At 64.6% G+C, this 25,616-nt stretch carries 27 protein-coding genes; 12 read left to right on the top strand and 15 right to left on the bottom strand.

What is annotated here, in order from left to right; genetic code table 11:
• The first annotated feature begins 74 nt into the window (after positions 1-74).
• The 5 genes from leuA (at position 75) to ACE3OO_RS13460 (ending at position 4,962) form a co-directional block, all read left to right on the top strand.
• Positions 75-1,784, top strand: a complete 1,710-nt coding sequence (gene leuA / locus ACE3OO_RS13480) for a 2-isopropylmalate synthase (protein WP_374303716.1) — start codon at positions 75-77, stop codon at positions 1,782-1,784.
• Positions 1,785-1,936: 152 nt separating this feature from the next.
• Positions 1,937-2,479 (top strand): SCP2 domain-containing protein, encoded by a 543-nt coding sequence (locus tag ACE3OO_RS13475; protein WP_374303714.1) that lies wholly within the window; start codon positions 1,937-1,939, stop codon positions 2,477-2,479.
• Positions 2,480-2,481: 2 nt separating this feature from the next.
• A complete protein-coding gene (locus tag ACE3OO_RS13470) occupies positions 2,482-3,474 on the top strand; it encodes a peptidase U32 family protein (protein WP_374304696.1) in 993 nt (330 codons plus the stop codon).
• Entirely contained in the window at positions 3,471-4,421 is a 951-nt protein-coding gene (locus tag ACE3OO_RS13465; protein WP_374303712.1) for a U32 family peptidase, read from the top strand. Before ACE3OO_RS13470 ends, ACE3OO_RS13465 begins: the two co-directional genes overlap by 4 nt.
• A 202-nt stretch (positions 4,422-4,623) precedes the next feature.
• Positions 4,624-4,962 carry a P-II family nitrogen regulator gene (locus ACE3OO_RS13460; protein WP_290811128.1) on the top strand — a complete coding sequence of 113 codons (339 nt, stop codon included), beginning with the start codon at positions 4,624-4,626 and terminating at the stop codon, positions 4,960-4,962.
• Positions 4,963-5,054: 92 nt separating this feature from the next.
• Here ACE3OO_RS13460 and ACE3OO_RS13455 read toward each other — a convergent pair whose 3' ends face one another.
• From ACE3OO_RS13455 to ACE3OO_RS13435, 5 genes are all read right to left on the bottom strand, one after another.
• Entirely contained in the window at positions 5,055-5,579 is a 525-nt protein-coding gene (locus ACE3OO_RS13455) for a PAS domain-containing protein (protein ID WP_374303709.1), read from the bottom strand.
• Between the two features lie 114 nt (positions 5,580-5,693).
• On the bottom strand, positions 5,694-6,632 hold the full coding sequence (locus ACE3OO_RS13450; protein ID WP_374303708.1) for a metal ABC transporter solute-binding protein, Zn/Mn family: 939 nt from the start codon (positions 6,630-6,632) through the stop codon (positions 5,694-5,696).
• Between the two features lies 1 nt (position 6,633).
• Positions 6,634-7,509 carry a metal ABC transporter permease gene (locus ACE3OO_RS13445; protein WP_374303706.1) on the bottom strand — a complete coding sequence of 292 codons (876 nt, stop codon included), beginning with the start codon at positions 7,507-7,509 and terminating at the stop codon, positions 6,634-6,636.
• Between the two features lie 30 nt (positions 7,510-7,539).
• Positions 7,540-8,349: a metal ABC transporter ATP-binding protein gene (locus tag ACE3OO_RS13440; protein WP_374303704.1), complete on the bottom strand. Its 810-nt coding sequence runs from the start codon at positions 8,347-8,349 to the stop codon at positions 7,540-7,542.
• Between the two features lie 4 nt (positions 8,350-8,353).
• On the bottom strand, positions 8,354-8,488 hold the full coding sequence (locus tag ACE3OO_RS13435) for a hypothetical protein (RefSeq protein WP_374303702.1): 135 nt from the start codon (positions 8,486-8,488) through the stop codon (positions 8,354-8,356).
• 156 nt (positions 8,489-8,644) lie between these two features.
• On the opposite strand from ACE3OO_RS13435, the gene ACE3OO_RS13430 reads away from it, so the two are divergent.
• The gene (locus ACE3OO_RS13430) at positions 8,645-10,726 is read left to right on the top strand and encodes a transglycosylase domain-containing protein (RefSeq protein WP_374303700.1); all 2,082 of its coding nucleotides are present in this window, start codon (positions 8,645-8,647) and stop codon (positions 10,724-10,726) included.
• Entirely contained in the window at positions 10,723-11,754 is a 1,032-nt protein-coding gene (locus tag ACE3OO_RS13425; protein ID WP_374303698.1) for an alpha/beta hydrolase family protein, read from the top strand. Before ACE3OO_RS13430 ends, ACE3OO_RS13425 begins: the two co-directional genes overlap by 4 nt.
• Here ACE3OO_RS13425 and ACE3OO_RS13420 read toward each other — a convergent pair.
• Positions 11,751-12,959, bottom strand: a complete 1,209-nt coding sequence (locus ACE3OO_RS13420; RefSeq protein ID WP_374303696.1) for a multidrug effflux MFS transporter — start codon at positions 12,957-12,959, stop codon at positions 11,751-11,753. The two genes, ACE3OO_RS13425 and ACE3OO_RS13420, sit on opposite strands and share 4 nt — an antisense overlap.
• Positions 12,960-12,964: 5 nt before the next feature.
• Entirely contained in the window at positions 12,965-13,696 is a 732-nt protein-coding gene (locus ACE3OO_RS13415) for a M48 family metallopeptidase (RefSeq protein ID WP_374303694.1), read from the bottom strand.
• 119 nt (positions 13,697-13,815) lie between these two features.
• Here ACE3OO_RS13415 and ugpB point away from each other — a divergent pair, with 119 nt between their 5' ends.
• The 4 genes from ugpB (at position 13,816) to ACE3OO_RS13395 (ending at position 18,056) form a co-directional block, all read left to right on the top strand.
• The gene (ugpB, locus tag ACE3OO_RS13410; protein ID WP_374303692.1) at positions 13,816-15,162 is read left to right on the top strand and encodes a sn-glycerol-3-phosphate ABC transporter substrate-binding protein UgpB; all 1,347 of its coding nucleotides are present in this window, start codon (positions 13,816-13,818) and stop codon (positions 15,160-15,162) included.
• Between the two features lie 72 nt (positions 15,163-15,234).
• Entirely contained in the window at positions 15,235-16,116 is an 882-nt protein-coding gene (ugpA, locus tag ACE3OO_RS13405) for a sn-glycerol-3-phosphate ABC transporter permease UgpA (protein ID WP_374303690.1), read from the top strand.
• On the top strand, positions 16,116-16,973 hold the full coding sequence (gene ugpE / locus ACE3OO_RS13400; protein ID WP_374303688.1) for a sn-glycerol-3-phosphate ABC transporter permease UgpE: 858 nt from the start codon (positions 16,116-16,118) through the stop codon (positions 16,971-16,973). Before ugpA ends, ugpE begins: the two co-directional genes overlap by 1 nt.
• A 9-nt stretch (positions 16,974-16,982) precedes the next feature.
• The gene (locus ACE3OO_RS13395) at positions 16,983-18,056 is read left to right on the top strand and encodes a sn-glycerol-3-phosphate import ATP-binding protein UgpC (RefSeq protein WP_374303686.1); all 1,074 of its coding nucleotides are present in this window, start codon (positions 16,983-16,985) and stop codon (positions 18,054-18,056) included.
• Between the two features lie 10 nt (positions 18,057-18,066).
• On the opposite strand, the gene ACE3OO_RS13390 is transcribed toward ACE3OO_RS13395, so the two are convergent.
• The 4 genes from ACE3OO_RS13390 to ACE3OO_RS13375 all read right to left on the bottom strand — a co-directional run bounded on the left by ACE3OO_RS13390 (position 18,067) and on the right by ACE3OO_RS13375 (position 20,613).
• Positions 18,067-18,480, bottom strand: a complete 414-nt coding sequence (locus ACE3OO_RS13390) for a hypothetical protein (protein ID WP_374303684.1) — start codon at positions 18,478-18,480, stop codon at positions 18,067-18,069.
• Between the two features lie 89 nt (positions 18,481-18,569).
• Positions 18,570-18,905 carry a multidrug efflux SMR transporter gene (locus tag ACE3OO_RS13385; protein ID WP_374303682.1) on the bottom strand — a complete coding sequence of 112 codons (336 nt, stop codon included), beginning with the start codon at positions 18,903-18,905 and terminating at the stop codon, positions 18,570-18,572.
• The gene (locus tag ACE3OO_RS13380; RefSeq protein ID WP_374303680.1) at positions 18,902-19,894 is read right to left on the bottom strand and encodes a glycosyltransferase family 2 protein; all 993 of its coding nucleotides are present in this window, start codon (positions 19,892-19,894) and stop codon (positions 18,902-18,904) included. The genes ACE3OO_RS13385 and ACE3OO_RS13380 overlap by 4 nt, the downstream gene beginning before the upstream one ends.
• Positions 19,891-20,613 carry a class I SAM-dependent methyltransferase gene (locus tag ACE3OO_RS13375; protein ID WP_374303679.1) on the bottom strand — a complete coding sequence of 241 codons (723 nt, stop codon included), beginning with the start codon at positions 20,611-20,613 and terminating at the stop codon, positions 19,891-19,893. Before ACE3OO_RS13375 ends, ACE3OO_RS13380 begins: the two co-directional genes overlap by 4 nt.
• 123 nt (positions 20,614-20,736) lie before the next feature.
• Here ACE3OO_RS13375 and ACE3OO_RS13370 point away from each other — a divergent pair, with 123 nt between their 5' ends.
• Positions 20,737-22,326 carry a hypothetical protein gene (locus ACE3OO_RS13370; protein ID WP_374303678.1) on the top strand — a complete coding sequence of 530 codons (1,590 nt, stop codon included), beginning with the start codon at positions 20,737-20,739 and terminating at the stop codon, positions 22,324-22,326.
• Here ACE3OO_RS13370 and ACE3OO_RS13365 read toward each other — a convergent pair whose 3' ends face one another.
• The 4 genes from ACE3OO_RS13365 to sufD are packed head-to-tail and all read right to left on the bottom strand — an operon-like array spanning position 22,327 to position 25,610.
• Complete coding sequence (locus ACE3OO_RS13365; protein WP_374303676.1) at positions 22,327-22,698, bottom strand: HesB/IscA family protein; 372 nt, start codon at positions 22,696-22,698, stop codon at positions 22,327-22,329.
• 13 nt (positions 22,699-22,711) lie between these two features.
• Positions 22,712-23,056 carry an SUF system Fe-S cluster assembly protein gene (locus tag ACE3OO_RS13360; protein WP_374303674.1) on the bottom strand — a complete coding sequence of 115 codons (345 nt, stop codon included), beginning with the start codon at positions 23,054-23,056 and terminating at the stop codon, positions 22,712-22,714.
• Positions 23,056-24,306: a SufS family cysteine desulfurase gene (locus tag ACE3OO_RS13355; RefSeq protein ID WP_374303672.1), complete on the bottom strand. Its 1,251-nt coding sequence runs from the start codon at positions 24,304-24,306 to the stop codon at positions 23,056-23,058. The genes ACE3OO_RS13360 and ACE3OO_RS13355 overlap by 1 nt, the downstream gene beginning before the upstream one ends.
• Positions 24,303-25,610, bottom strand: a complete 1,308-nt coding sequence (gene sufD / locus ACE3OO_RS13350) for a Fe-S cluster assembly protein SufD (protein WP_374303670.1) — start codon at positions 25,608-25,610, stop codon at positions 24,303-24,305. Before sufD ends, ACE3OO_RS13355 begins: the two co-directional genes overlap by 4 nt.
• Positions 25,611-25,616 lie beyond the last annotated feature (6 nt).

The raw sequence follows: 25,616 nt of genomic DNA, 5'->3' as shown, positions 1-25,616 counted from the left end.
GGGCCTCTGTCAGCGGCCGTTTGACGGCCCCACCCATCGTCGAACGCAATTCCCTTCGCCTCAGGAGCGAAACCATGAACAAGATGAATTTCCACAAATACCGACCCTTCCAGCCGGTGCCCTTGCCCGACCGGACCTGGCCGAACAAGACCATCACCAAGGCACCGGTCTGGTGCAGCGTCGACCTGCGTGACGGCAACCAGGCCCTGATCGAGCCGATGGGGCCCGAGCGCAAGCGCCGCATGTTCGAGACGCTGGTGAAGCTGGGCTTCAAGGAGATCGAGGTCGGCTTTCCGGCGGCCTCCGACACCGATTTCGCCTTCGTGCGCCAGATCATCGAGGAAAAATTGATCCCGCGGGACGTCACCATCCAGGTGCTGACGCAGTGCCGGCCGGAATTGATCACCCGCACCTTCGAGGCCCTGAAGGGCGTGCACCGCGCCATCGTGCATTTCTATAACTCCACCTCCACGCTGCAGCGCCGCGTGGTGTTTGGCCTGGACCAGGCCGGCATCACCAAGATCGCCACCGACGGCGCGGCGCTGGTGAAGCAGCTGGCCGATGCCGCGCCCGAGACCGACTGGGTGTTCCAGTATTCGCCGGAAAGCTTTACCGGCACCGAAGTGGATTACGCCGTCCAGATCTGCGAGGCGGTGATGGATGTGATCAAGCCCACGCCGCAGAAGAAAATCATCTTCAATCTGCCGGCCACGGTGGAGATGAGCACGCCCAACATCTATGCCGACCAGATCGAGTATTTCCTGCGCAAGGTGAAGAATCGCGACTGCATCACCCTGAGCCTGCATCCGCATAACGACCGGGGCACCGGCGTGGCGGCGGCCGAGCTGGGCGTGATGGCCGGCGCCGACCGTGTGGAAGGCACGCTGTTCGGCAACGGCGAGCGCACCGGCAATGTCGATGTCGTGACGCTGGCGATGAACCTGTTCAGCCAGGGCGTGGACCCAGAGCTGGATTTCACCGATATCACCTCGGTCGCCCGCACGGCGGAATACTGCAACCAGTTGCCGGTGCATCCGCGCCATCCTTACGTGGGCGAACTGGCCTTCACGGCCTTTTCCGGCTCGCACCAGGACGCGATCAAAAAGGGCATGGCGGCGCAGGCCCAGCGCAATGACGGCATCTGGGAAGTGCCCTACCTGCCGATCGACCCGGCCGATGTGGGTCGCGCCTACGAGCCGGTGATCCGCATCAACAGCCAGTCGGGCAAGGGCGGCATTTCCTATGTGCTGGAAAACGACTACGGCCTCGAATTGCCGCGCCGCCTGCAGATCGAATTCAGCCAGGTGATCCAGAAGATCGCCGATGCCACCGGCAAGGAGATCGGCCCGCAGCTGATCTGGGAGACGTTCGAGAGCGAATACCTCAAGCAGCCGACCGGCCGCTTCCAGTTCACCGGCCATCGCACCCTGCCTGATCCGCACAAGAGCGAGCAGCGCAGCCTGACCGCCAGCATCAGCGACGGCGGCAAAACCGTTGAACTGCAGGGCCAGGGCACCGGGCCGATCGATGCCTATATCGACGCGCTGGGCCGCCATGCCGGGGTGAGCATCAATCTGGTGGATTACCGCGAGCATGCCATCGCGCCCAGCGCCAGCCAGTCTGTTGATGGCAAGGGGGGCGGCGCCTCATCGGAAGCCGTGGCCTATGTGGAGGTGAAGCGGGCCGATGGCAGCACGCTGTTCGGCGTCGGTCGCGACCGCAACATCGTCGCCGCCTCGCTGAAGGCCGTGACTTCGGCGGCCAACCGCATGCTGGCGGCCTGATCGCGACTCGCCACCGCAATTTGCCCCAGGTCAAATCTGATCAAGGAGGGGAGCCTGACGGGCTCCCCTCTTTGACTCACGTCAAAGACGGATCGCCCCCAGACTCCTACCACGCGGACAATGTTTTTTTGTCCAATGCGGGAGCGATTGCCGTGATTTCCGTCCAGACGCCGCTGCGCCGCCTCCTGCTGCTGCCCGGCAACCGCCACCTGACCGAAAACCTGCTGAACGCCCTCAGCGCCGTGCTGGTGCGCCGCCATGGCGCGATGCTGGATCGCCTGGCCGATTTCGCCGGTGCCACCTGCCTGGTGGTGCCGCATGACCTGCCAGCCGCCTTCCTCATCACACTGCGGTCACCGCCGCAGGCGCCACGCCTGCAACTGGTCGATCCGGCAAAGGCGAAAGAACCGCGCGCCATCATCCGCGCCGATATCGCCACGCTGGTTGAACTGCTGGAAGGCCGCATCGACGGCGATGCCCTGTTCTTCTCGCGCGACCTGATCGTGGAAGGCGACATGGAAGTGGTGGTGGCCCTGCGCAATGCCGTTGACGATGCCGGCATCGACCTGATCGCCGATGCGACATCCGCGCTCGGCCCCTTCGCCGCGCCGGCCGAACGGCTGGGGCGCAGCGTGACGGGCTTTGCCGCCCGCCTGCACAGACGGTTCAATCCTGCCCGGAGCCATACGGCATGAGCATGGCACCCATGGAACTGGTCTGCCCCGCCGGTACGCCGGCCGCGCTGCGCGACGCCGTCGATGCCGGTGCCGATGTAGTTTATTGCGGCTTTCGCGACGAGACCAACGCGCGCAATTTCCCCGGCCTGAATTTCAACCGGCCGGAACTGCGCGACGGCATCGGTTACGCCCATCAGCGCAAGCGCGAAGTCTTCGTCGCCATCAACACCTATGCCGCCGCCGGCAACCAGGCCGCCTGGCATGCCGCCATCGATGACGCGGCGACTTTGGGCGCCGATGCGGTGATCATCGCCGATATCGGCCTGCTGGATTATGCGGCGCAGAAACACCCCGATCTGCGGCTGCACCTTTCCGTGCAGGCCGCCGCCTCGCATGCCGACGCGATCCGGTTTTATCACGAGGCGTTTGGCGTGCGCCGCGTGGTGCTGCCGCGCGTCCTCACGGTGACCGAGATCGCACAGCTGACACGCCAGATTCCGGTCGAGACGGAAGTCTTCGCCTTCGGCGGCATGTGCCCGATGGCGGAAGGTCGCTGCTCGCTGTCGTCCTACGTGACCGGCCAGTCGCCCAACCGTCAGGGCGTGTGTTCACCGGCCAGCCATGTGCGCTATGAGCAGCGTGGCGGGGCGCTGGTCTCCAGCCTGGGCGGTTCGACCATCAACGTATTCGACAAGGGCGAGAAGGCCGGCTACCCGACTTTGTGCAAGGGCCGCTTCAGTGTGGGCAGCTATGCCAATTATCTGTTCGAGGAACCCACCTCGCTGAGCACCGGCGAAATCCTGCGTGACCTGCAGGCGGCCGGCGTGAAGGCCCTGAAGATCGAGGGGCGGCAGCGCGGCCGCGCCTATGTGGCCGAAGTGGTGCGGCAGTTCCGTACGCTGGTGGATGGGCTGGCGCGCGATGAAACCCCGGGCGCCGCCGTGGCGGCTTTGCGCCATCTGGCCGAGGGCCAGCAGGATACCTCGGGTGCTTATCGGAAAGGCTGGCGATGAACACGGAGATCACCCCGAAACTCGTGCTCGGCCCGGTGCTGTTCCACTGGCCGGCCGAACAGATGACCGATTTCTACGCCCGCATCGCCGACGAGGCCGAGATCGACATCGTGCATCTGGGCGAGATCGTCTGCTCGAAACGCGCGCCTTTCTTCGACCCTTTGCTGCCCGACCTGATCGAACGGCTGCAGCGCGGCGGCAAGCAGGTGGTGCTGGCCTCGCGCGCGCTGGTGATGAGCGAACGCGAGACAAAGATGACGGCGGCGCAGATCGACGGCGCCGAGGAATCGGGTTTCATGGTCGAGGCCAACGATCTGGGCGCGGTGCGCCGGCTGGCCGGGCGCCCGCATGTGATCGGGCCGTTCGTGAATGTCTATAACGAGGGCACCCTGGCCTATCTGGCCCGCCAGGGCGCCGTGCGGATTTGCCTGCCGCCTGAATTGCCCGGCACGGCGATCTCCGCCCTGGCCAAGGCATCGGATGTGCCGCTGGAAGTGCTGGTCTTCGGGCGGATGCCGCTGGCGATCTCGGCGCGCTGCTTCCACGCCCGCGCCCATGGCCTGCACAAGGATTCCTGCCGTTATGCCTGCGGGGCGGACCCGGACGGCCGCACGGTGAACACGCTGGACGGCGAGGCCTTCCTGGCCATCAACGGCACCCAGACCCTGTCGCAGACCTGCCTGAACCTGATCGGCGAAATCCCCGACCTGCGGGCAACCGGGATCGGGCATTTCCGCCTCTCGCCGCAAAGCCTGGACATGGTGGCCGTGGCCCGAATCTTCCGGGCCGTCGCCGAGCAACGGCTGGAGCCGGCAGCAGCAACCCCGCAACTGGCGACCCTGGTGGCCGAGCAGGCCGGGGATTTGCGGTTTTCCAACGGCTTTATCCATGGCCGCGAGGGCCGCATGCTGGTCGCCGCCCGGCTCGGCGCCCCGGAGGCGGCCTGAACGCTGCCTATTATTTTTGCAGACCAGCCGCGATTTGGGCAGCAATCCCCATCCCTGGCTTCCCGGCCCCGCCGCGGGCGGGCTAAAGTGGCTGGCGACTCGCAGGATGCAACCGGCACGCTTCTTGAAGGGATAGTCGGGCGACGACGCGCCGCGCGGGCAACGACCGGTTTGCGGCCAACAATGCTGAGGAGTGACACACATGAAACTGGTCATGGCAGTCATCAAGCCATTCAAGCTCGACGAAGTCCGCGAGGCCCTTACCAGCCTTGGCGTCGAGGGCCTGACCGTCACCGAGGTAAAGGGGTTCGGCCGGCAGAAGGGCCATACCGAGATTTACCGCGGGGCGGAATACGCCGTTAGCTTCCTGCCGAAGGTCAAGATCGAAGTGGCGGTGAAATCCGCGCTGGCCGATCGCGTGATCGAGGCGATCCAGAATGCCGCCAAGACCGGCCAGATCGGCGACGGCAAGATCTTCGTGGTCGACCTGGAAAAGGCCCTGCGCATCCGCACCGGCGAGACCGACGACGACGCGCTGTAAGGCGCGCCAGTACAGCGCCTTCGGGCATCCGGTTCCCTTAACGATCGACCCGGCTGCGGTTTCTGCGGCCGGGTCGGTCTTTTATCGACAGGTCAGAGCGAGAAGACCAGCTCGTCGTAGCTGATGCCCTTGTCGCCGAGCAGCTTGAGCACGGTGTCGATGCCGGCCTGCATGCCCTGCTTGCGATCTTCGTATTTGTTCTCGATGGCCAAAAGCTGGCTATAGAGGCCGGCTGCGGATTCCACCGCCTTGCGATCGGGCGTGCGGCGGCTGGAATGGTAGCCGATGATCTGGCCCTGCGGATCGAAGCTGGGCGTGACATGGGCGAACACCCAATAGAAGTCGCCGCTTTTCGCCATGTTCTTCACATAGGCGAAGATCTCGTTACCCTTCCCGATGGTTTCCCACAGCAGCCAGAACACGCAGCGCGGCATGTCGGGGTGACGCAGGATGCTGTGCGGCGCATCGATCAGTTCATGCTCGGAATAGCCCGAGACACGCACAAAAACATCGTTCGCATAGGTGATGCGCCCGCGTGGATCGGTTTTGCTGACAATGATCTCCTCCTCGCCGAAGAAGATCTCCTTGTTGGTCGGCACCCTGTCGTACTTGGTCATGCGGGCCCTGCAGAATTGCAATCATTCAATTATTGCAAATTACGGGCAGGCCGCCCACTACCAATTGATGCAGATCAAGTTGGCGCGGCGTGGCAGGGTAGAATTACGGGATCGCTAGCTATCGCGCTGCATGGCCTCGACCAGGCGACCGACATTGAGGCGGTACATCTTCATGAAGCTGTCGGCCTCGCCCCCCGGAGGTGAGAGGGCGTCGGAATACAACCGGCCGCCGACCTTCACCCTGGCCTCCCTGGCGATCTGCTCGATCAGGCGGGGATTGACCACGTTCTCGAAGAACACCGCCTGCACGCGCTGGCGCTTGATCTGGCGGATCAGCCGGGCCACCGCCTCGGCCGAGGCTTCCGATTCCGTGCTCATGCCCTGGGGAGCCAGGAATTCGATCTGGTAGCGGTCGGCCAGGTAACCGAAGGCGTCATGCTGGCTGATCGCCTTGCGATAGGCCTTGGGCAGGCGGGCGAATTCGGCGGCGGCCCATTGGTCGACCTCTTTCAACTGCGCGGCATAGGCCGTGCCGCGGGCACGATAGTAATCCGCATTGGCCGGATCGGCGGCGGCGAGACCATTGGCGATATTGGTCACGTAGGCCTGCATGCGCTGCAGGTCGTGCCAGACATGAGGATCGTCCTTGGCACCGCCGTGATCATGCCCGTGATCGTGATCATGTCCGCCATCCAGCCGGCGCGGCCTGATGCCTTCCGCCGCCACAATGCGGCGCCCCTTGAAGCCCGAAGCCGCCACCAGCCGGTCGAGCCAGGTTTCGAAATTGAGGCCGTTGGCCACCAGCAGATCGGCACTGGCCACGGCGCGGGCATCGGCCGGGCTGGGCTGATAGACATGGGCATCGCCCATCGCCGGAACCAGCGTGGCGACGGCCACCTTGTCGCCGCCGATCTGGGCGACGATGTCGGCCAGGATCGAGAAACTGGCGATGGCTTTCAGCTTCGGCGTGCCCTGGGCCTGGGCCTGGGCCTGGGCCTGCACCGGACCGGCAAGCAGCAGCGCGGCAAACAGCGCGGCAAGAATGCGGATCATGTCAGGCCTCCAGATGGCGCCGCTGGCGCCAGTGCAACATCAGGCCCTGCGGCCCCAGGGCGAGCGACAGCAGATAGCCGCCGCCGGCGAACAGCACGATGGACGGACCAGACGGCAGATCGGCATGGAAAGACAGCAGCAGACCGCAATAGCCCGACAGCGCGGCGATCAGCACCGCGACCGTCATGCCCGCGACCAGCGAGCGGCTCCAGTACCGCGCGGCCAGCGCGGGCAGCATCATCAGACCCACGGCCATCAGGCTGCCCAATGCCTGGAAGGCGGCCACCAGATTGACCACCACCAGGCCGAGGAAGACGAAATGGTACAGCGTGCCGCCGCCGCCGACGCTGCGCAGGAATTCCGGATCGAAGCCATCGGCCAGCAGCGGGCGGTAGATCGCGGCGAAGATCAGCATGGTCAGGCTGGCCACCACGCCGAGCAGCAGCAGGGCCGCCTCGTCGACCGCGAGCACGGAACCGAACAGGATATGCATCACGTCCACCGCCGAGCCGCGGGTGGAGATCAGCGTGACGCCGAGCGCCAGCGCGATCAGGTAGAAGGCGGCGAAGCTGGCATCCTCGCGCTGGTCGGTGGCGCGCGTGGCCGCACCGGCAGCCAGGGCGACGATCAGGCCGGCGACGATGCCGCCAACGCTGATCGCGGGCAGCGAAAAGCCGGCCACCAGGAAACCCACGGCGGCGCCGGGCAGGATGGCATGGCTCATCGCCTCGCCGAACAGGCTCATGCGTCGCAGCATCAGCACCACGCCAATCGGCCCGCCGCTCAAGGACAGCGCGAAACATGCCACCAGCGCGCGTCGCATGAAGGCGAACTCGGCGAAGGGGGCGAACAGGAAATCAACAATCGCGGCGCTCATGCGCAGCTCCGGTGAACAGACGGAAAAGGATCAGGCCGCGTGGCCGTGAGGACCGGTATGGCCGTGGTGATCGTGATGATCATGACCGGTATCGCAGAACGGCGCCGTGTCGTCCCAGGATTCGGCCATGCGGCGGGCAGCCAGCTGGTTCTCGGGGGTCAGCACCTCGTCGATACGGCCCCAGGCGATCAGCCGCCGCGCCAGATACAGCGCCTCGGGGAAATGCTGGCGCACCAGATCGAAATCATGCAGCACCGCGATCACCGTGCGTTTCTCGCCGTGCCAGCGTTGCAGCAGCGCCAGCAGATCGGCCACCGTACGGGCGTCCAGCGCGTTGAACGGCTCGTCCAGCAGGATGACGCGCGCATCCTGCACCAGCACGCGGGCGAACAGCGCGCGCTGGGCCTGGCCGATGGACAGCGTGCCAAGCGGGCGCTGTTCGAAGCCTTCCAGCCCCACGGCGCTCAACGCCTCGCGCGCCGCACGGATGCCGTCGCGCCCGATATGGCCGAAAGCGCCGACGCGCTGCCAGTGACCGAGCAGCACCACTTCCAGCACCGAGATCGGATAGGCGCGGTCGAGGCTGGCCTGCTGCGGCAGGAAGGCGATGTCGCGTGGCTTCAGCGGGCCGCGTTCGATGCTGCCATCGGCGACCGGCAACTGGCCGACGATGGCCTTGAGCAGGGTGGACTTGCCGGCGCCGTTGGGACCGACGATGGCGGTGAGCGATCCGGTGGTGAAGCGGCCGCTGACATGATGCACGGCCGGATGGCGGTCGTAGGCAACGGTGACGTTGTCGAGGCGGATTTCACCGATCGGTGCGGATGCAGCGGCAGTCATCAGGTCAATCCATCGCCATGGCCCACCAGATCGCGGCCCACAGGACGGCGATCAGCGGCAGCAAAGCAGCCATGCGCATCCACCACGCAGCGGTGAGGACTGCGATCGGCAGATCGAAATGGGAGGCGCGGCGGTGCATGAGACTTCCGAATGAACGTTATTATATAACATACAGCCCGTTCACCGGCCGTCAACCCTCATGCCCTAAACCCGTCACATTCAGCTGGCACACCGGCCGCGCCGGCCGACCCGCCGGGCTAGGATATCCTTAAAAGAAAAGCAGTATCGTTCGCGCATGGCCCGCCAGTCCCGCCGCAGTAATGAAAACCCGGCCCGTAACAAGCCCGCCGCCTCCAGCAGCCGCAAACGCTCCGCGGCACGCGGCAGCAAGACCGCGGGCTATCTGGGCCGCCTGTCCCGCTTCGCCCTGCTCGTGGGCATCTGGGGGCTGGTCGCCGGCGGCGCCCTGTTTGCCTGGTATGCCTATGACCTGCCGGATTTCGACGACCTTTACATCGTCGAGCGCCGCAGCTCGGTCACGCTCAAGGCCGCCGATGGCATGGTGCTGGCCACCTATGGCGATCTCTATGGCGAGCATCAGGCCCTGAAGGCCCTGCCCGCCCATCTGCCCCAGGCCCTGATCGCCACCGAAGATCGCCGGTTCTACAAGCATGTCGGCATCGATCCCATCGGCCTGGCGCGCGCCAGCTTCGCCAACCTGCGCGCCGGCCGCGTGGTGCAGGGCGGTTCGACCCTGACGCAACAGCTTGCCAAGAACGTATTCCTGGATCGCGACCGCACGCTGAAGCGCAAGGTGCAGGAGCTGATGCTGGCTTTCCGGCTGGAGCAGCGTTTCAGCAAAGACCAGATCCTGGAGATGTATCTCAACCGTGTGTATTTCGGCGCCGGCGCGTATGGCGTGGAGGCGGCGGCGCAACGCTATTTCGACAAGCCGGCGGCGAAGCTCTCGCTGGGTGAATCCGCCATGCTGGTCGGCCTGCTGAAGGCGCCGTCGAAACTGGCGCCGACCGGCAATATCAAATCCGCCCAGGCGCGCGCCGCCCAGGTGCTGCGCAACATGGCCGATGCCGGTTTCATCACCACCGAGGCCGCCGAGGCGGCCATCGCAAAGCCGACGCAACTGGCGCGCTCGCGCCTGCCGCTGCCCAATGCGCGTTATTTCGCCGACTGGGTGATCGACGAAGTCTATCAACTGGTGGGCCGCGATCACGCCGACCTGACCGTCTACACCACCATGGACAGCCGCCTGCAGGGCAGCGCCGAACGCGCCGTCGACAGCCTGATGGATCGCGAGGCGCAGAAGCAGGATGTGGACCAGGCCGCGCTGGTGGCGCTGGCGCCCGATGGCGCCGTGCGGGCCATGATCGGCGGCCGCGACTATCTCGACAGTCCGTTCAACCGTGCAACGCAGGCACGCCGCCAGCCGGGCTCGGCCTTCAAGCCGCTGGTGTTCCTAACCGCGCTGGAACAGGGCATCACGCCAAACGATCAATATGTTGACGGCCCGATCGAGATCGGCAACTGGAAACCGCGCAATTACGACGGCCAGTATCACGGCAGCATGACGCTGCGCGAGGCGGCGGCGCGTTCGATCAACACCATCGCCGTGCAGGTTTCCGAACGTGTCGGCCGCGAGAAGGTGATCGAAACGGCGCGCCGGCTGGGCATCACCAGCGACCTGAAGCCGCATCCCTCGCTGGCGCTGGGGTCGTTCGAGGTGGGCGTGCTGGAACTCACCGCCGCCTATGCCGCCTTTGCCAATGGCGGTTATGCCGTGCAGCCCTATGGCGTGATCGAAATCCGCGACCGCAACAACGCCGTGCTGTTTCGTCGCGACACCGGCGGCGCCACTGCCCATATGATTGCCGCCGAGCCGCTGGGCGAACTGAACGAGCTGTTGCGCGGCGTGATCACCAGCGGCACCGGTCGCGCGGCCGCCATCGGCCGACCGGCCGCCGGCAAGACCGGCACGACCTCGGATTACCGCGATGCCTGGTTCGTCGGCTACACGCCCGATCTGGTGGCCGCGGTGTGGGTGGGCAACGACGACAATTCGCCGACCAAGAAGGTGAGCGGCAGCGGTTTGCCATCGCAGATATGGCGCAGCTTCATGAACGATGCCTTGAAGGGCCTGCCGGTCAGTGAGTTGCCGCAGGCCCCGAGCCAGAGCTTCAGCCTGCCCTCGCTGTGGGACCGTATCATGCGCCAGTTCAGCGGGACGCCTGCAACGCCCGCGCCCGCGCCGGTTCCGCCACCGCCGCGCACGGTGATCGAACCGGCCGCGCCACCGCCCTCGACATCGCAGGGCGAACCGCAGATGATCTGGCAGGTCGGCCCGCAACCGGTGCAGCAATGAGACGCCTATTCATCAGCCTGCTGACAGGATTGCTGCTATTGCCATCGGGCGGTTGGGGGGCAGAGAGCATCATCAACCAGCAGGTTCGCATCACATCGCGCGACGGCACCTCGCTGGCCGGCACATTGACCTTGCCTGCCGGGGCCAAGGAGAAACTGCCCGCGCTGGTGCTGTTGCAAGGCAGCGGCCCGACCGACCGCGACGGCAACCAGCCGCCAGCCATGCGCACCGACCTTCTGCGGCAGGTCGCCGAGGGATTGGCCGAGAAAGGTGTCGCCACGCTGCGTTACGACAAGCGCGGACTGCCGGCCAATGCCGCCAGCGTGCCGGGCGATCCGGCGCAATATCCCGAGTATTTCGATTGGCATCGCTTCGTTGACGATGCGTATGCCGCCTATGCCTTCCTGCGCGCCCAGCCTGCCGTCGATCCGGGCAAGGCCGGACTGTTCGGCCATTCCGAGGGCGGGCTGATCGCCCTGGATCTGGCCAGTCGCCTGGTCGACGGCGAAAAACCGCAGGTCTTGATCCTGGCCGCGACACCGGGACGCCCCATGGACGTCATCATACGCGAACAGCTGTCATTCCAGTTGAGCAAGCAGGTCAAACCCAGCGAGCGGCGTCTGTTCCTGGCGGAAAACGAACGCGCGGCGAAAAACATCAGGGCGACCGGCCAAGTGCCGGCCAAGCTGCCGGCGGCACTCGGCGGGGTGTATCCGTCCTATAGCGGCCGTTACTGGCAAGCCCTGATGCAGATCGATCCGGTCGCGCTGGCGCAGCGCTATCGCGGCCCGGTGATGCTGCTGCAAGGCGATGCCGACATCCAGGTTTCGGCCGAGCGCGATGCGCTGGTGCTGGACGGCGCGTTGCAGAAGCGCGAGCCCGACGACCACGCGCTGGTCATCCTGCCGCGCACCAGCCACAACCTGAAGCCGCTGCAAAGTGACAAGGATCCCGGCCTCGAGGGCGAGGTCGATCCCGGCGTGATCAGCCGCATCAGCACCTGGCTGTTGGCCCGGCTGGGCCCTTAAGCGCCGCGTCGCCGCACGATCAGCAGCCACGACAGAAACGTGGCCGTACCCATGCCGGCCACGGTCCAGCTCAGCGGCAGGGCGGTTTCGTTCAAGGCATGGCCGACGAAAATGCCGGCAACGGCGCCGACGCTCATCTGCACGAAGCCCATCAGCGACGCCGCGCTGCCCGCCATATGCGGAAAGGGCTGCAGCGCGCCGGCCTGGCCCTGCGGCATGGTCAGGCCCAGGCCCATGGTGAAGACCATCATCGGGCCGATCAGACTGAACCAGTGCCAGTCCAGCCCGTTCGCCCAGGCCCAGCTTTGCAACAGCGCCATGCCGCCACCGCCTAGCGCGCAGCAGGCCGCGCCGACGCCCAGCATGCGATCCACCCCCAGCCGCAGCGTGAGACGCGCACCGAGAAAGCCGCCGCACAGATACCCGAGCACGATCAGCGAAAAGCAGTAGCCGAACACCGTTTCGCCCACGCCGAAGACGCGGCTGAGGGTGAACGACGAGCCGGAGATGAAGGAAAACATCCCGCCATAGGAAAACGCCACGCACAGCACATAACCGCGATAGCGTGGATGGCGGATCAGACTGGCAAAGTTGCGCAGCATCGGCCGCAGATGCGTGGCCGTGGGATTGCGGCGCTGGTTGCTCTCGGCCAGGAAAACCAGCACGCACAAACCCAGCACACCGCCGATCAGGGCCATGGCGAGGAAATTCGCCTGCCAGCCGAACCAGGCATGCAGATAGCCGCCCAGGATCGGCGCCACTGCCGGCGTCAGCCCCAGCACCATCGCCATCATCGACAGGGCCCTGGCCGCATGGGCGCCCTCGAACAGGTCGCGGGCGATCGCACGGCCCAGCACCACGCCCGAACAGGCGCCCAGCGCCTGCACGAAACGCCAGCCGATCAGCCATTCCACGCTGGCGGCGAAGGCGCAGCCGATCGAGGCGAGGGTGAACAGGGCGATGCCGAACAGCAGGGCCGGCCGGCGGCCAAAACGATCCGACACCGGGCCATAGATCAGTTGCGTGACCGCGAAACCGGCCAGAAAGGCGCTGAGGGTAAGCTGCACGGCCGCCGCATCGGTGCCGTAGATCGTCGCCAGGGCAGGCAACGACGGCAGATACATATCGGTGCTGAGCGGGCCGAGCGCCGTGGCGCAGCCCAGCAGGATCACCAGCGCCGTCGAGTCACGCGGCAGCGGGCGCATGTTGATCAGCCGTGCAGATGCAGGGCGGCGCCGTGGCGGCGCAGCCAGCCGCGCGCCGCGCGCAGCTCGCCCTCGCCGCCCAGCAACTGGGCGCAGAGATGCCAGAAGGCGACGCTGTGATCCATATGCTTGAGATGGGCGACTTCATGGGCGACCAGGTAGCGGGCAATCGGGGGCGGCGCCAGCAACAATCGCCAGGAGAAAGACAGGTTGCCATGAGCGGAGCAGCTGCCCCAGCGACTCTGCGTGTCGCGCACGGTGATGCGCCGGACGCTGAGCCCGATTCGCTCGGCCATTTCCCTTGCGGCAACCCCGAATTCGTCCCGCGCCCGCCGTTTCAGCCAGTCGCGCAGACGACGCGGCAGGTGCTCGGCCCGGCCGGTCACGTGAATTTCATTGCCCTCGACCCAGACCCCGCCGCGGGCGCCCGGCCGGTGCCGGATGATGTGCGGCGCACCATAAAGCGGCAGGCTGGCGCCATCCTGCCAGGGCTGGACTTCCGGCCGTTCCTCCTGCCGTGCCAGGATCCAGTCGACCTGCTCGGTGACGAATTTCTGCCCGGATTTCAGGCTCGCGCGGGTCGGCAGCACCAAAACCACTGCCCCGTCCCGCGGCATGACGCGCAGCAGCATGCGGCGGGCCCGCGAGTCGCGTTTGACCAGAAAGGGGAAACTGTTACTCCCGACCGTCAGCCGGTCGGCACCGATTTCGATTGCGGAAGAATAAGGCTTGGTCAACGCCCGGTCCTTGTCATATAACCGTAACAAATCTTACGCGTGAACGTCATCGTAAGACCCATAAAAAAGTCGGCCTCCCGACTCTAGGGGTGGATTTCTTTAGCACTGGAGACAACACAATGAAATCGACAGGGAAACTCGCGCGCCTTGCGCTCGCGCTGCTTGCCGGCACGGCCGTAACGGTCACCGGCCTCACCGCGCAGGCACAGGACAACCGCATCGAGCTGCAGTGGTGGCACGCGATGACCGGCGCCCTGAACGAGCGGGTGAATGAAATCGCCGAAGGCTTCAACAAGGGCCAGACCAAATACAAGATCGTGCCCGTCAACAAGGGCAGCTATCCGGAAACCCTGACCGCCGCCATGGCCGCCTTCCGCGCCGGCAAGGGCCCGCATATCGTGCAGGTCTTCGAGGTCGGCACCGGCACCATGATGGCCTCGCGCGCCGCGATCAAGCCGGTGTACCAGCTGATGGCCGAAAACGGCTACAAGTTCGACCCGGGTTCCTACATCTCGGCCGTGACCGGCTATTACAGCACCTCGGACGGCAAGATGCTGTCCTATCCGTTCAACTCCTCCACCCCGGTGATGTATTACAACAAGGACGCCTTCGAGAAGGCCGGCCTTGACCCGAACAAGCCGCCGAAGACTTGGCAGGAAATGGAGCCGATGCTGAAGAAGCTGAAGGCTTCGGGCAGCACCTGCCCGTTCCAGACCAACTGGCAGACCTGGGTGCAGCTGGAGAATTTCTCCGCCCTGCACAACGTGCCGTTTGCCAGCAAGGCGAACGGCTTTGACGGCTTCGACACCGAGCTGCAGTTCAACAGCCCGCTGCATGTGCGCCACATCACCAACCTGGCCGGCTGGATGAAGGAAGGCCTGATGGTGTATGGCGGCCGCAAGAACGAGGCGAATGCCAAGTTCGTGTCGGGCGAATGCGCCATCCACATGGAAAGCTCGGCCGGCTACGCCACCTTCGCCCGCGGCGCCAAGTTCAAGTGGGGCATCTCGATGCTGCCCTATTACAGCGACGTGCAGGGTGCGCCGCAGAACTCGATCATCGGCGGCGCCTCGCTGTGGGTGCTGGCCAAGCACAAGGCCGAGGACTACAAGGGCGTTGCCCAGTTCTTCGACTACCTGTCGGCGACCGAGAACCAGGTCTGGTGGCACACCAAGACCGGCTACCTGCCGATCACGCCGATGGCCTACGAAACCACCAAGACGCAGGGCTTCTATGCGGCCAATCCGGGCACCGATACCTCGGTGCAGCAGATGATGCTGAAGCAGCCGACCGCCAACTCGAAGGGCCTGCGCCTTGGCAACTTCGTCCAGATCCGCGACGTGATGGACGAAGAGCTGGAAGCCGTCTGGTCGGGCAAGAAGTCACCCAAGGAAGCGCTGGACGCCGCCGTGGAGCGTGGCAACCGCCTGCTTCGCCAGTTCGAGCGCGACGCCAAGCGCTCGTAATGGCTTAACTGTCCCTCAAGCGGAAGCCCGCGCCTTGACTCTGGAAGGCGCGGGCTTCTTTTATGGCGCCCCATGGAAAAACGAGTCGTCTTTCATAACCGGTTCCTGCCGTATCTGCTGGTTGCCCCGCAGATCGCCATCACCGTGATCTTCTTCTTCTGGCCCGCCAGCCAGGCTGTCGTGCAGTCGGTGCTGCGCGAGGATGCCTTCGGCACCAGCAGCTATTTCGTCGGGCTGGAGAATTTCGCCGCCCTGTTCGAAGACGACTATTACCTGAATTCCTTCAAGATCACCGCGCTGTTCAGCACGCTGGTCACCGTGCTGGGCCTCGGCATATCGCTGCTGCTGGCGGTCACGGCCGATCGGCTGATCCGCGGCGCGACGGTCTACAAGACCCTGCTGATCTGGCCCTATGCCGTGGCGCCTGCCGTGGCCGGCGCGTTGTGGGGCTTCGTCTTCCTGCCCGGCCCCGGCGTGTTTGCCTGGCTGCTCTCCGAGATGGGCGTCGACTGGAACTTCCACCTCAATGGCGGGCAGGCCATGTTCGTCGTGGTGGTCGCCGCCACCTGGAAGCAGATTTCCTATAATTTCCTGTTTTTCCTGGCCGGCCTGCAGGCGATTCCGAAATCGCTCATCGAGGCCGCCGCCATCGATGGCGCCCGGCCGTTCCGCCGCTTCTGGACGATCATCCTGCCGATGCTGTCGCCAACGCTGTTCTTCCTGATCGTCGTCAACGTGGTCTACGCCTTCTTCGAGACCTTTGGCGTGATCCACTCGCTGACCCGCGGCGGCCCGGCGAAATCGACCGAGATCCTGGTCTACAAGGTCTGGTATGACGGCTTCGAGGCGCAGGATCTGGGTGGCTCGGCCGCCCAGTCGGTGATCCTGATGGCGATCGTGATCGGCCTGACCGTGATCCAGTTCCGCTATATCGAACGCAAAGTGCATTACTGATGATCGAGCGTCGCCCCATAGCCGATGCCGTCGGCCACCTGATCATGCTGGCGGCGATCTTCATCGTCGCCTTCCCGATCTATCTCGCGGTGATCGCGGCTTCGCACACCATCCAGGACGTGTCGCAGACGCCGATGCCGCTGCTGCCCGGCGCCGAGTTGCTGGCCAATACGGCTCGTGCCCTGTTCGATGGACCGCAGCTGGTGGGCGTCAGCGGCGCGACACCGGCCATCGTGCTGCTGATGAACAGCTTCATCATGGCGATCTCGATTGCGGTCGGCAAAATCATCATCTCGCTGCTGTCGGCCTTTGCCATCGTCTATTTCCGCTTCCCGTTGAAGAATTTCTTCTTCTGGATGATCTTCATCACCCTGATGCTGCCGGTCGAGGTGCGCATCATCCCGACCTACAAGATCGTCGCCGATCTCGGCCTGCTGGATACCTATACCGGCCTGATCCTGCCGCTGATCGCCTCAGCCACCGCCACCTTCCTGTTCCGCCAGTTCTTCCTGACCGTGCCGGACGAACTGGTGGAGGCCGCCCGCATCGACGGCGCCGGCCCGATGCGCTTTTTCAAGGATGTGCTGGTACCCCTGAGCCGCACCAGCATCGCCGCCATGTTCGTGATCCAGTTCATCTATGGCTGGAATCAGTATCTCTGGCCGCTGCTGATCGCATCCGACTACAAATACCAGACCATCGTGCTGGCAATCGGCCGCCTGATCCGGGCGCCGGATGCCTTCTACGAATGGCCGGTGATCATGGGCATGGCCGTATTGGCCCTGCTGCCCCCGGTTGCCGTGGTTGTGCTGATGCAGCGCTGGTTCGTCAAAGGTCTTGTTGAAACGGAAAAGTGAGCGCCCGTCATGGCGAAGGTGACGCTGAAAAGCGTGAAAAAGAACTACGGCCCGGTGAAGGCCATCCATGGCGTCGACATGGAGATCAAGGATGGCGAATTCATCGTCATCGTCGGTCCGTCGGGCTGCGGCAAGTCGACCCTGCTGCGCATGATCGCCGGCCTGGAGGCGATCACCGAAGGCGAGATCCATATCGGCGACCGCGTGGTCAACAATATCGAACCCGCCGAACGCGATATCGCGATGGTGTTCCAGAATTACGCGCTGTACCCGCATATGAGCGTGTACGAAAACATGTCCTACGGCCTGCGCATCCGCGGCATGGACAAGGCCAATATCGAGAAGCGCGTGCAGCGCGCCGCCGAGATTCTGCAACTGCAGCCCTATCTGCAGCGCAAGCCACGCGAATTGTCGGGCGGCCAGCGCCAGCGCGTCGCCATGGGCCGCGCCATCGTGCGCGAACCCAGCGTGTTCCTGTTCGACGAGCCATTATCGAACCTGGATGCCAAGCTGCGCGTGCAGATGCGCCTCGAGATCAAGCGCCTGCACCAGCAGCTCGGCGTCACCTCGATCTATGTGACGCATGACCAGGTCGAGGCCATGACGCTGGCCGACCGGCTGGTGGTGATGAACCAGGGCCGCGCCGACCAGATCGGTTCGCCGCAGGAGGTCTACAACCAGCCCGCCACCACCTATGTCGGCGGCTTCATCGGTTCGCCGGCGATGAACTTCATCAAATGCCGCATCGACGGCAGCCAGGCCAAGCTGGCCGATGATGTGGTCCTGCCGTTGCCGGCTGGCTGGTCGGTGCCAACCGGTGATTACACGCTGGGCATCCGGCCGGAGAATTTGCGCATCGCCCGGGCTGGCGAAACCCCGCACCTGATGCTGGATGTCGATGTGGCCGAGGAACTGGGCGCCGACACCTTGCTGCACGGCAAGATCGCCGGCGAGGAGATGGTGGTACGTGTACCCAGCCATGCCGGCTTCCACGACCATTCCCATCCCGGCCTGCTGGTGGATATCGCGCGGCTGCACCTGTTCGACCGCGAGAGCGGCCTACGGATCGCCACACCGGCCTGAGGCCGGCCGGTCAATAAAGATCGATGGTGCCGGTGTAGCTTTCCGAGCGCAGCAGGTTGGGCCGGGCCTCTTCCGCCGTGCGGCTCAGCGCGCTGCAGCTGTAGGTGACCCGCACCGGGGACAGCAGCGAGCAGGAATACAGATCCGTTATGTTTCGCTGCAACTGCGGGTCGCTGCAATGTTTGCGCACCAGGGCCCGCACCTGTTCCGCTGTGTGCAGCGTGCTGTTGTAGCAGACCGAGAAATACGGCCGGCCGGTCACGGGGTCGTTGGGCTGGGTCACCAGCGGGGCCTCATATTTGCCATAATCCTCGATTTTCCAGCGCCCGATGTAATAAGGCTCGGACGCCGGTCCGGAACAGCCAGACAGCGGGACGGCCAGGACGAAACCTGCCAGGACGGCCAAGAGCGATGAACGGGTCATGACTGTAATCTGCACTGCAACCGCCCTTACGACAAGTCCACCCCACGGCGAATGGAGCGCGCAGGGGCGCCGGGACCAGGCTGCCAATATCAAGCCGAACGGGTGATCAGGAAAACTCCGGCACAGACCAGCGCGATGCCCCCCAGTTTGGCCGGCGTCAGGGCCTCGCCATAAAGCCAGAAGCCCAGGAAGGCGACCAGCACATAGGACAGCGAGACGCTCGGGAAGGCGATGGAAACCGGGATCTTGCGCAGGGCCAGCATGTAGCAGACGGCTGCGGCGAAATAGAGCGCCAGCCCGATGATCGATTGCGGCGAGAGGAACTGCTGCAGCAGCGTCTCGCCGCCGGCGCCGGCCTTGAGCAGGATCTGGCCGGCCACGCCCAGCAGAATACCCGCAGCCAGGGCAACGTAGAACCAGATCATGACGCGGCCTTCCCGTTGCTGGCCCGCGCGTTGCGCTCGACGTCGCGGACAATGAATTGCGGTTTTCCGTTCACGGTCAGGAACAGGCGGCCGAGATATTCGCCGACCAGGCCCAGCATGATGAGCTGCACACCGGCCAGCAGCAGAATGGCGGCCATGACCGATGCGTAGCCCTGTGGGGTACGGCCGAACAGCGCCTCGACCAGAATGACCAGGAAGACCAGCACACCGAGACCAGCCATCACAAAGCCGGTCAGCGTGCCGATGCGCAGAGGCATGACCGAGAAATTGAGGAACATCGACATGAACAGCCGCACCAGGCGGCGGATCGTGTAGTTGCTGCGGCCACCGGCGCGCGGCAGATGCTGCACCTGCAGGCGGCCGATATTCTGCGTCACCTGCATGATCAGGCCGTCCACATAGGGAAACGGTCCGGTATGAGCCAGGATATTGCGCGCCGTGAAGGCGCTCATGCAGCGGAAACTGGAGAGATACAGTCCCTTGGGCTTGTCGAGCAGGAAATCGGCGCACCAGTTGGTGAACCGGCTGCCCAGATTGCGCCAGGCGGCATGCTGCTTTTCGGCATAGTAAGTGTAGACAACGTCGTAATCGTTGTCCTTGGCGTACTGCCACAGCCGCACCACTTCCTCGGGCGGATTCTGCAGATCGTCGTCCATATTGATGATATAGGCGCCGCGCGCGTGACTGAGGCCGGCCATCACGGCGTTATGTTCGCCAAAATTGCGGGCCAGATTCACCACCGTCAGCGCCACGTCGTTACGCCGGCAGAGCTCATGACAGACTTCCAGCGAATTGTCGGGGCTGCAATCGTTGACCAGCACGATCTCATGGCCGCCCGGCACGTCAAGTTTGGCCAGCGCCTCGACCAAAACCGGCACGCTGTCGGCGCCGTTATAGACCGGCACGACGATGGACAGGGCAAAGGCCGGCAAAACGGCTTCGGGGGCGGTGGCAGAGGATTGGTTCATGACTTGCGGGCCTCGACCCAGACCGATCCGCCGAAAGGCAGCGCCAGCCCCAGACGGGCCAGCCGGCGTTCGGCATCGGTGACAGCAGTGAACAGGCTTTCCTGCCAGGCGGGAAACGGCCGCACATCGCTGCCGGCCTCGTCCCGCCCGGCCACCAGCCGGTGCAGCAGCATTAACGGAAACAGCAGGCCGTTCCAATAGCCGCAGGCCACCCGGCCGAACCCCGCACCGATCAGCAGGCGGCATGCCTGGCCGGCGGTGTAGCGCCGCACGTTGTGAACATGGCGATCATGGGCCGACGCCATCCACTGATAGGCCGGCAGGTTGAGCAGCAGCAGCCCGCCCGGCTTCAGGCAGCGCCGGAACTCGGCCAGTGCCGCCCCGGGATCCACCCCGGCATGGCACAGCACATCGGCGCTAACCACCGCATCGAAGGCACCATTGGCATAGGGCAGTGCATTGACCGACCCGGCCTGGACCGGCAGGCCGGTCTTGGCGGCGGCGATGGCGGCCGCCTCGGGGTCGAATTCCAGCCCGGCAAGCACAAGGTCTGGCCGGGCGGCTTTCAGGCGGGCCAGAAAGCCGCCCGTCCCGCAGCCGGCATCCAGCAGCCGGCTGCCGGCCGCAAGCCCCCCGGTGGCCCCGGCGGGGCCAAGGCGGCCGATCAAACCGGCATGGAGGGCGCGATACCACCACATGGTATCCTCCAGGGTCGCCATCCGGTGGTATTCAGCCCGCTCCATTCGCTCCTGCCGGTTTTCCAATTGCTTTATAGTTAAGCGAATGATTTACCAAGTCGGCCTTAGCATCCGCCAGCCCGGAAATACACCCGTACACCGATCATGAACCAGCCCTACCCCACAACACAGGCGATTCAGCGCCGCGGCCTGGACTGGCCGCGCCTGCTGCACCTGCTCGTGCTGGCGGTCTGCACGGTCTGGATCGCCGGTTATTTCTTCCCGCCGATCAATCACGATACGGCCGTCCTGCTCTACATCGCCAAGGTCTGGCTCGGTGGCGGCAAGCTCTATGTCGATGCCATCGACATGAACACGCCGCTGGTATTCGTGCTGCATCTGCTGCCCGAGGCCATCGCCAGCATCACCGGCATTCCGGGCACCACGGTTCTGATCGCCCTGCTGGGCCTGGGCATCGGCGCGTCCTTCCTCACCTGCCGCTGGGTACTGGCCGCCAGCCTGGATCCCGCCCACGCCACGGCCGACGCCCTGCTGCCCCTGCTGCTGCTGTTCCTGCTGATCGTCTATCCGAATGACATGTTCAGTCAGCGCGAACACATCATGCTGGTGCTGACCATGCCATACCTGCTGGTGGCCAGCGGCCGAGCCGATGGCGAGGCGCTCTCGAAGCGGTTGAAGATCACCACCGGCATACTGGCCGGCCTCGGCTTTGCGATGAAGCCGTATTTTCTCGGCATCCCGCTATTCGTCGAGCTTTACATCGCCAGCCAGCTGACGCTGCGCCGCAGCCTGGCCGACCCTGCGCCCTGGTCGGTGTTTGGCGTCTGCGTGGCCCACGCATTATTCGCCATCATCGTCACGCCGGAATATTTCACCGTCGCCCTGCCGCTGGCAAAAAGCTTCTATAGCGAAGTAAGCCAGAACAGCATCCTCGATCTGGTGCTCAGCGCCAATCTGGGCCCGCCGACCGCCATTCTGCCCCTGCTGGCCATTGCCGCCTTCCTGGCCATGCGTTCCAACCTGGCCCGCGTCATCTGCCTGGCGGGCATTGGCGGGCTGCTGTCGGGCTATGCCCAGGGCAAGGGCTGGTCCTACCATGCCCTGCCCGCCCAGGCATTCACCCTGCTGCTGGCCGGCGTGATCATCGCCCATGTGATGGATCATGTGGTGTGGCCGAAACGTGGCGACAATCGCCCGGCCAAGCTGTTTGCCGCCGCCCTGATGCTGCTGATCTTCTACCAGGAAGGCCTGCACAGCCGGCCCTTCTTCAAGCAGATCGAATACCCCGGATCGGAACTGAAGCGCCTGATGCATGTGGTGAAGCAGGAGCGCCGCAACGACTACATCCTGGTGCTGTCGCCTGGCATTTACCCGCACTTCCCGCTGCTGAACTATCTGAACATGCGCATGACCATGCGCTTCGAGAGCATGTGGATGGTGCAGGGCGCCTATGCCGGCTGCCAGGAACTGGCGCCGCTGTATAATCCGCCGGATGCGATGAGCGCCGCCGAATCTTTCGTCTTCCGCAGCGTGGCCGAGGATTTCTACAAGAAGAAGCCGTCGCTGCTGGTCGTCGACAATGTGGCCGGCATTCCGCGCTGCCAGGGCGAAACCTTCGACTATCTGGACTATTTCTCGCGCAATCCGCTATTCGCCAAGCGCTTCGAGGATTACGAACGCGCGCTTGAGCTGGGTCGTTTCACGATCTACCGCCGCCGCGAAGGCCTCAAGTAATCAGACGTGGAAGCTTTCGCCGCAACCGCAGCGGCCTTTTTCGTTGGGATTGCGGAACACGAAGCCAGATTGCAACTTGTCTTCCGCCCAGTCGATCTCGGTGCCGAAGATATACATCTGCGCCTTGGGCTCGATCAGGATCGTGACGCCCTTGTCTTCCACCACCTCGTCGAATTTCTCCTTCTCGGTGGCGTACTGGATATCGTAGGAGAACCCCGAACAGCCCTTGGTCTTGATCGCGATCCGCAGGCCGATCACTGGCTTGTCGGATTGCGCGATCAGGCTGCGCACGCGCTCGGCCGCGGCATCCGTCAGGGTGACGGGCTTGAAGGCCGGACGGGCCGGCGGCGTTGCCATGTCTGTGCTCGCCATTGCGGGCTGCTCCTTACATAATCCCGAGTTCCAGACGGGCGGCTTCGGACATATGCTCCGGCGACCACGGCGGATCCCAAACCACATCCACGGTCACCTCGCCGACACCATCGATGGAGCGGGCCTTCTGCTCCACCTCGCTGGGCATCGACTGGGCGGCCGGACAATTCGGCGAGGTCAGCGTCATCTCGATCTGGACGTCGCGGGCCTCGTTGACCTCGACCTTGTATATAAGGCCGAGCTCATAAATGTTAACCGGAATTTCCGGGTCGTAGACGGTTTTCACCGCCTCGACCACCTGCTCCCGCAGGTCTTCCGGGCTGGGAAGGGCATCCTGTTTCTTGGCTTCCGCGCTCATCACCCGAAAATCTCCCTGACGCGCTGCAGACCGGCGCAGAGGGCATCCACCTCCGCCCGGGTATTATACAGACCGAACGAGGCCCGCACCGTGGCCGGCACGCCGAAGCGCTCCATCAGCGGATGGGCGCAATGCTGGCCGACGCGCACCGCAATGCCCTCGCGGTCGAGAATGGTGCCGATATCGTGGGGATGGATGCCCTCCAGCACGAAGGAGATCACCCCGGCCTTGTCCTTCGCATTGCCGATGATGCGCAGGCTGTTGATCGCCTGCAGCTTCTCGGTGGCATAGGCCAGAAGGTCATGCTCATGGGCGGCAATCGCCTCGAGGCCGATCGACTGCACATAGTCGATGGCGGCGCCCAGGCCGACCGCCTCGACAAAAGCCGGCGTGCCGGCCTCGAACTTGTGCGGGATGTCGTTGTATTCGGTCGTCTCAAACGTCACCGACAGGATCATGTCGCCGCCACCCTGCCAGGGCGGCATGGCCTCCAGCAAGGCAGCCTTGGCATACAAAACACCGATGCCGGTGGGGCCATAGAGCTTGTGGCCGGTGAAGGCATAGAAATCGACGTCCAGCGCCTTCACATCGACGCGCATATGCTGCACGGCCTGACTGCCGTCGATCAGCACCTTGACGCCCTTCTCGTGCGCAACCTGCACCACGTCGGCCACCGGCACAATGGTACCCAGGGTGTTGGAAACATGGGTGATCGCCACCAGCCTGGTCTTCGGGCCGATCAGTTTCACGAACTCGTCCCAGATCAGCTCACCGGCATCGTTCACCGGCGCCACCTTCAAAACGATGCCGATGCGATCCCGCAGCAGCTGCCACGGCACGATATTGGCGTGATGCTCCATATGCGAGATCAGCACCTCGTCACCGGCCTTCAGGAAGGCCTGGCCCCAGCTATAGGCCACCAGGTTGATCGCTTCGGTGGCATTGCGGGTGAAGACGATTTCGCGGCTGTCGGGCGTGCCGATGAAGCGCGCCACGGTATCGCGCGCCTTCTCGAACTGGTCGGTCGCGGCCTGGCTCAGGTGATAGATGCCGCGATGCACGTTGGCATAGGAATGCTCCAGCATGCGGGTCATGGCATCGATCACCACGCGCGGCTTCTGCGCGCTGGCGCCACTGTCGAGGAAGACCAGCGGCTTGCCGTATACCTTCTCGGCCAGGATGGGGAAATCGGCACGGATACGCTCGATGTCGAATCCGACCGCGGGTTTCATGGCGGCCAGCGCGGTCATGCCTGCCCATCCTTCTCCTGGGCCAGCCAGGCCTCGACGAAGGCTTCGACATGGTCGCGCAGCGCACCTTCCGGCACGGCCGAGACGATCTCGTAGGCAAAGCCGCTGAGCAGCAGGCGACGAGCCTCGGCGGCGGGAATGCCGCGCGCCTGCATGTAGAACAGCTGTTGCGCATCGACATCGCCGATCGAGGCGCCGTGGCTGCATTTCACGTCATCGGCCAGGATTTCGAGTTCCGGCTTGGTGTCGATCTGTGCCCGATCAGCCAGCAGCAGCGTGCGACTGAGCTGCTGGGCATCGGTCTTTTGCGCATGCGGCGCGACGCGTATGCCGCCCTGGAACACCGCATGGCCCTGATCGTCCACCACATGCTTGAACAACTGGTTGCTGCGGCAATCCGGCAGGGCGTGATGCAGATGCAGGGTATGGTCGATATGCGCTGTGCCGCGCGCCAGCACCAGACCCTGTATATCCACTTCGGCGTTGCGGCCGGCGAATTCGACCTGCAATTCATGGCGCGCGATTTTGCCGCCGGACTGCACCGAGACATGGGCATAGCGGGCATTCGCGCCCACCGACACACGGCCGAGCGCGGCGTGATAGGTGACAGCAGATTCGCCCTGCAGGCGGATATGCGTGAGTTTCGCGCCTTCGGCCAGTTCGACACCGGCCACGATGTTGCTCCAGCCGGCCTCCGCCAAACCGGCATCGCGATAATTTTCCACCAGCACGGCTTCCGCCTTGCGGCCCAGCCGCACCAGATGCCGCAGGTTGACCAAAGCCGGCGCCCCGAAGGCAAGCAGTTCCACCGGCCGATCCAGCACCACGCCGTCATCGACCTGCAGCAACAGGCCGTCGCTGGCGAAGGCGGCATTCAGTTCGGCCAAAGCGGCCGCGCGATCATCACCCGCCGAAGCCAGCGCCGCCGGCAGTTCCGGTCCGGACTGGCTGAGCGGCAACAGCCGCACGCCCCTGGGCAGACCCGCCAGTTTCGAAGCCGCCGCGTCGAAACGGCCATTGACGAAAACCAGGCGGAAAGCGTCAGCCTTCATCGCGGCGGCATTCAGACGCGCCGCATCGATGCTGCCTTCGTTGGCCGGCTGCGGCGGCACCTGGCGTTCCAGCCCGGTCAGGCTGGTGAATTTCCAATTCTCCAGCCGTGCGGTCGGCAGGCCATGGCGGCGAAAGGTTTCAAGTGCGGCCTGACGGCGCGCGCTCACCTCAGGCAGCGATGCGCCGGGCAGGGTTGCGGCCGCGGCCCGGTGGGCATCGCTGAGGCGGTCGATGAAAGACGGGGCAGACATCGGCGA

The sequence above is a fragment of the Ferrovibrio sp. genome, assembly GCF_041906005.1.
Classification (GTDB): domain Bacteria; phylum Pseudomonadota; class Alphaproteobacteria; order Ferrovibrionales; family Ferrovibrionaceae; genus Ferrovibrio.
This window is presented reverse-complemented; position numbering and strand designations above follow the sequence as displayed.

Bases quoted from the DNA above. Each gene is read 5' to 3' on its own strand.
- ACE3OO_RS13460 (WP_290811128.1), top strand. From the start codon at position 4,624: ATGAAACTGGTCATGGCAGTCATCAAGCCATTCAAGCTCGACGAAGTC.
- ACE3OO_RS13470 (WP_374304696.1), top strand. From the start codon at position 2,482: ATGGCACCCATGGAACTGGTCTGCCCCGCCGGTACGCCGGCCGCGCTG.
- ACE3OO_RS13465 (WP_374303712.1), top strand. From the start codon at position 3,471: ATGAACACGGAGATCACCCCGAAACTCGTGCTCGGCCCGGTGCTGTTC.
- ACE3OO_RS13430 (WP_374303700.1), top strand. From the start codon at position 8,645: ATGGCCCGCCAGTCCCGCCGCAGTAATGAAAACCCGGCCCGTAACAAG.
- ACE3OO_RS13380 (WP_374303680.1), bottom strand. From the start codon at position 19,894: ATGAACCAATCCTCTGCCACCGCCCCCGAAGCCGTTTTGCCGGCCTTT.
- ACE3OO_RS13450 (WP_374303708.1), bottom strand. From the start codon at position 6,632: ATGATCCGCATTCTTGCCGCGCTGTTTGCCGCGCTGCTGCTTGCCGGT.
- ACE3OO_RS13440 (WP_374303704.1), bottom strand. From the start codon at position 8,349: ATGACTGCCGCTGCATCCGCACCGATCGGTGAAATCCGCCTCGACAAC.
- ugpE (WP_374303688.1), top strand. From the start codon at position 16,116: ATGATCGAGCGTCGCCCCATAGCCGATGCCGTCGGCCACCTGATCATG.
- ACE3OO_RS13390 (WP_374303684.1), bottom strand. From the start codon at position 18,480: ATGACCCGTTCATCGCTCTTGGCCGTCCTGGCAGGTTTCGTCCTGGCC.
- ACE3OO_RS13365 (WP_374303676.1), bottom strand. From the start codon at position 22,698: ATGGCGAGCACAGACATGGCAACGCCGCCGGCCCGTCCGGCCTTCAAG.
- ugpB (WP_374303692.1), top strand. From the start codon at position 13,816: ATGAAATCGACAGGGAAACTCGCGCGCCTTGCGCTCGCGCTGCTTGCC.
- ACE3OO_RS13420 (WP_374303696.1), bottom strand. From the start codon at position 12,959: ATGCGCCCGCTGCCGCGTGACTCGACGGCGCTGGTGATCCTGCTGGGC.
- sufD (WP_374303670.1), bottom strand. From the start codon at position 25,610: ATGTCTGCCCCGTCTTTCATCGACCGCCTCAGCGATGCCCACCGGGCC.
- ACE3OO_RS13435 (WP_374303702.1), bottom strand. From the start codon at position 8,488: ATGCACCGCCGCGCCTCCCATTTCGATCTGCCGATCGCAGTCCTCACC.
- leuA (WP_374303716.1), top strand. From the start codon at position 75: ATGAACAAGATGAATTTCCACAAATACCGACCCTTCCAGCCGGTGCCC.
- ACE3OO_RS13355 (WP_374303672.1), bottom strand. From the start codon at position 24,306: ATGACCGCGCTGGCCGCCATGAAACCCGCGGTCGGATTCGACATCGAG.
- ACE3OO_RS13370 (WP_374303678.1), top strand. From the start codon at position 20,737: ATGAACCAGCCCTACCCCACAACACAGGCGATTCAGCGCCGCGGCCTG.
- ugpA (WP_374303690.1), top strand. From the start codon at position 15,235: ATGGAAAAACGAGTCGTCTTTCATAACCGGTTCCTGCCGTATCTGCTG.
- ACE3OO_RS13375 (WP_374303679.1), bottom strand. From the start codon at position 20,613: ATGGCGACCCTGGAGGATACCATGTGGTGGTATCGCGCCCTCCATGCC.
- ACE3OO_RS13425 (WP_374303698.1), top strand. From the start codon at position 10,723: ATGAGACGCCTATTCATCAGCCTGCTGACAGGATTGCTGCTATTGCCA.
- ACE3OO_RS13385 (WP_374303682.1), bottom strand. From the start codon at position 18,905: ATGATCTGGTTCTACGTTGCCCTGGCTGCGGGTATTCTGCTGGGCGTG.
- ACE3OO_RS13395 (WP_374303686.1), top strand. From the start codon at position 16,983: ATGGCGAAGGTGACGCTGAAAAGCGTGAAAAAGAACTACGGCCCGGTG.
- ACE3OO_RS13360 (WP_374303674.1), bottom strand. From the start codon at position 23,056: ATGAGCGCGGAAGCCAAGAAACAGGATGCCCTTCCCAGCCCGGAAGAC.
- ACE3OO_RS13445 (WP_374303706.1), bottom strand. From the start codon at position 7,509: ATGAGCGCCGCGATTGTTGATTTCCTGTTCGCCCCCTTCGCCGAGTTC.
- ACE3OO_RS13455 (WP_374303709.1), bottom strand. From the start codon at position 5,579: ATGACCAAGTACGACAGGGTGCCGACCAACAAGGAGATCTTCTTCGGC.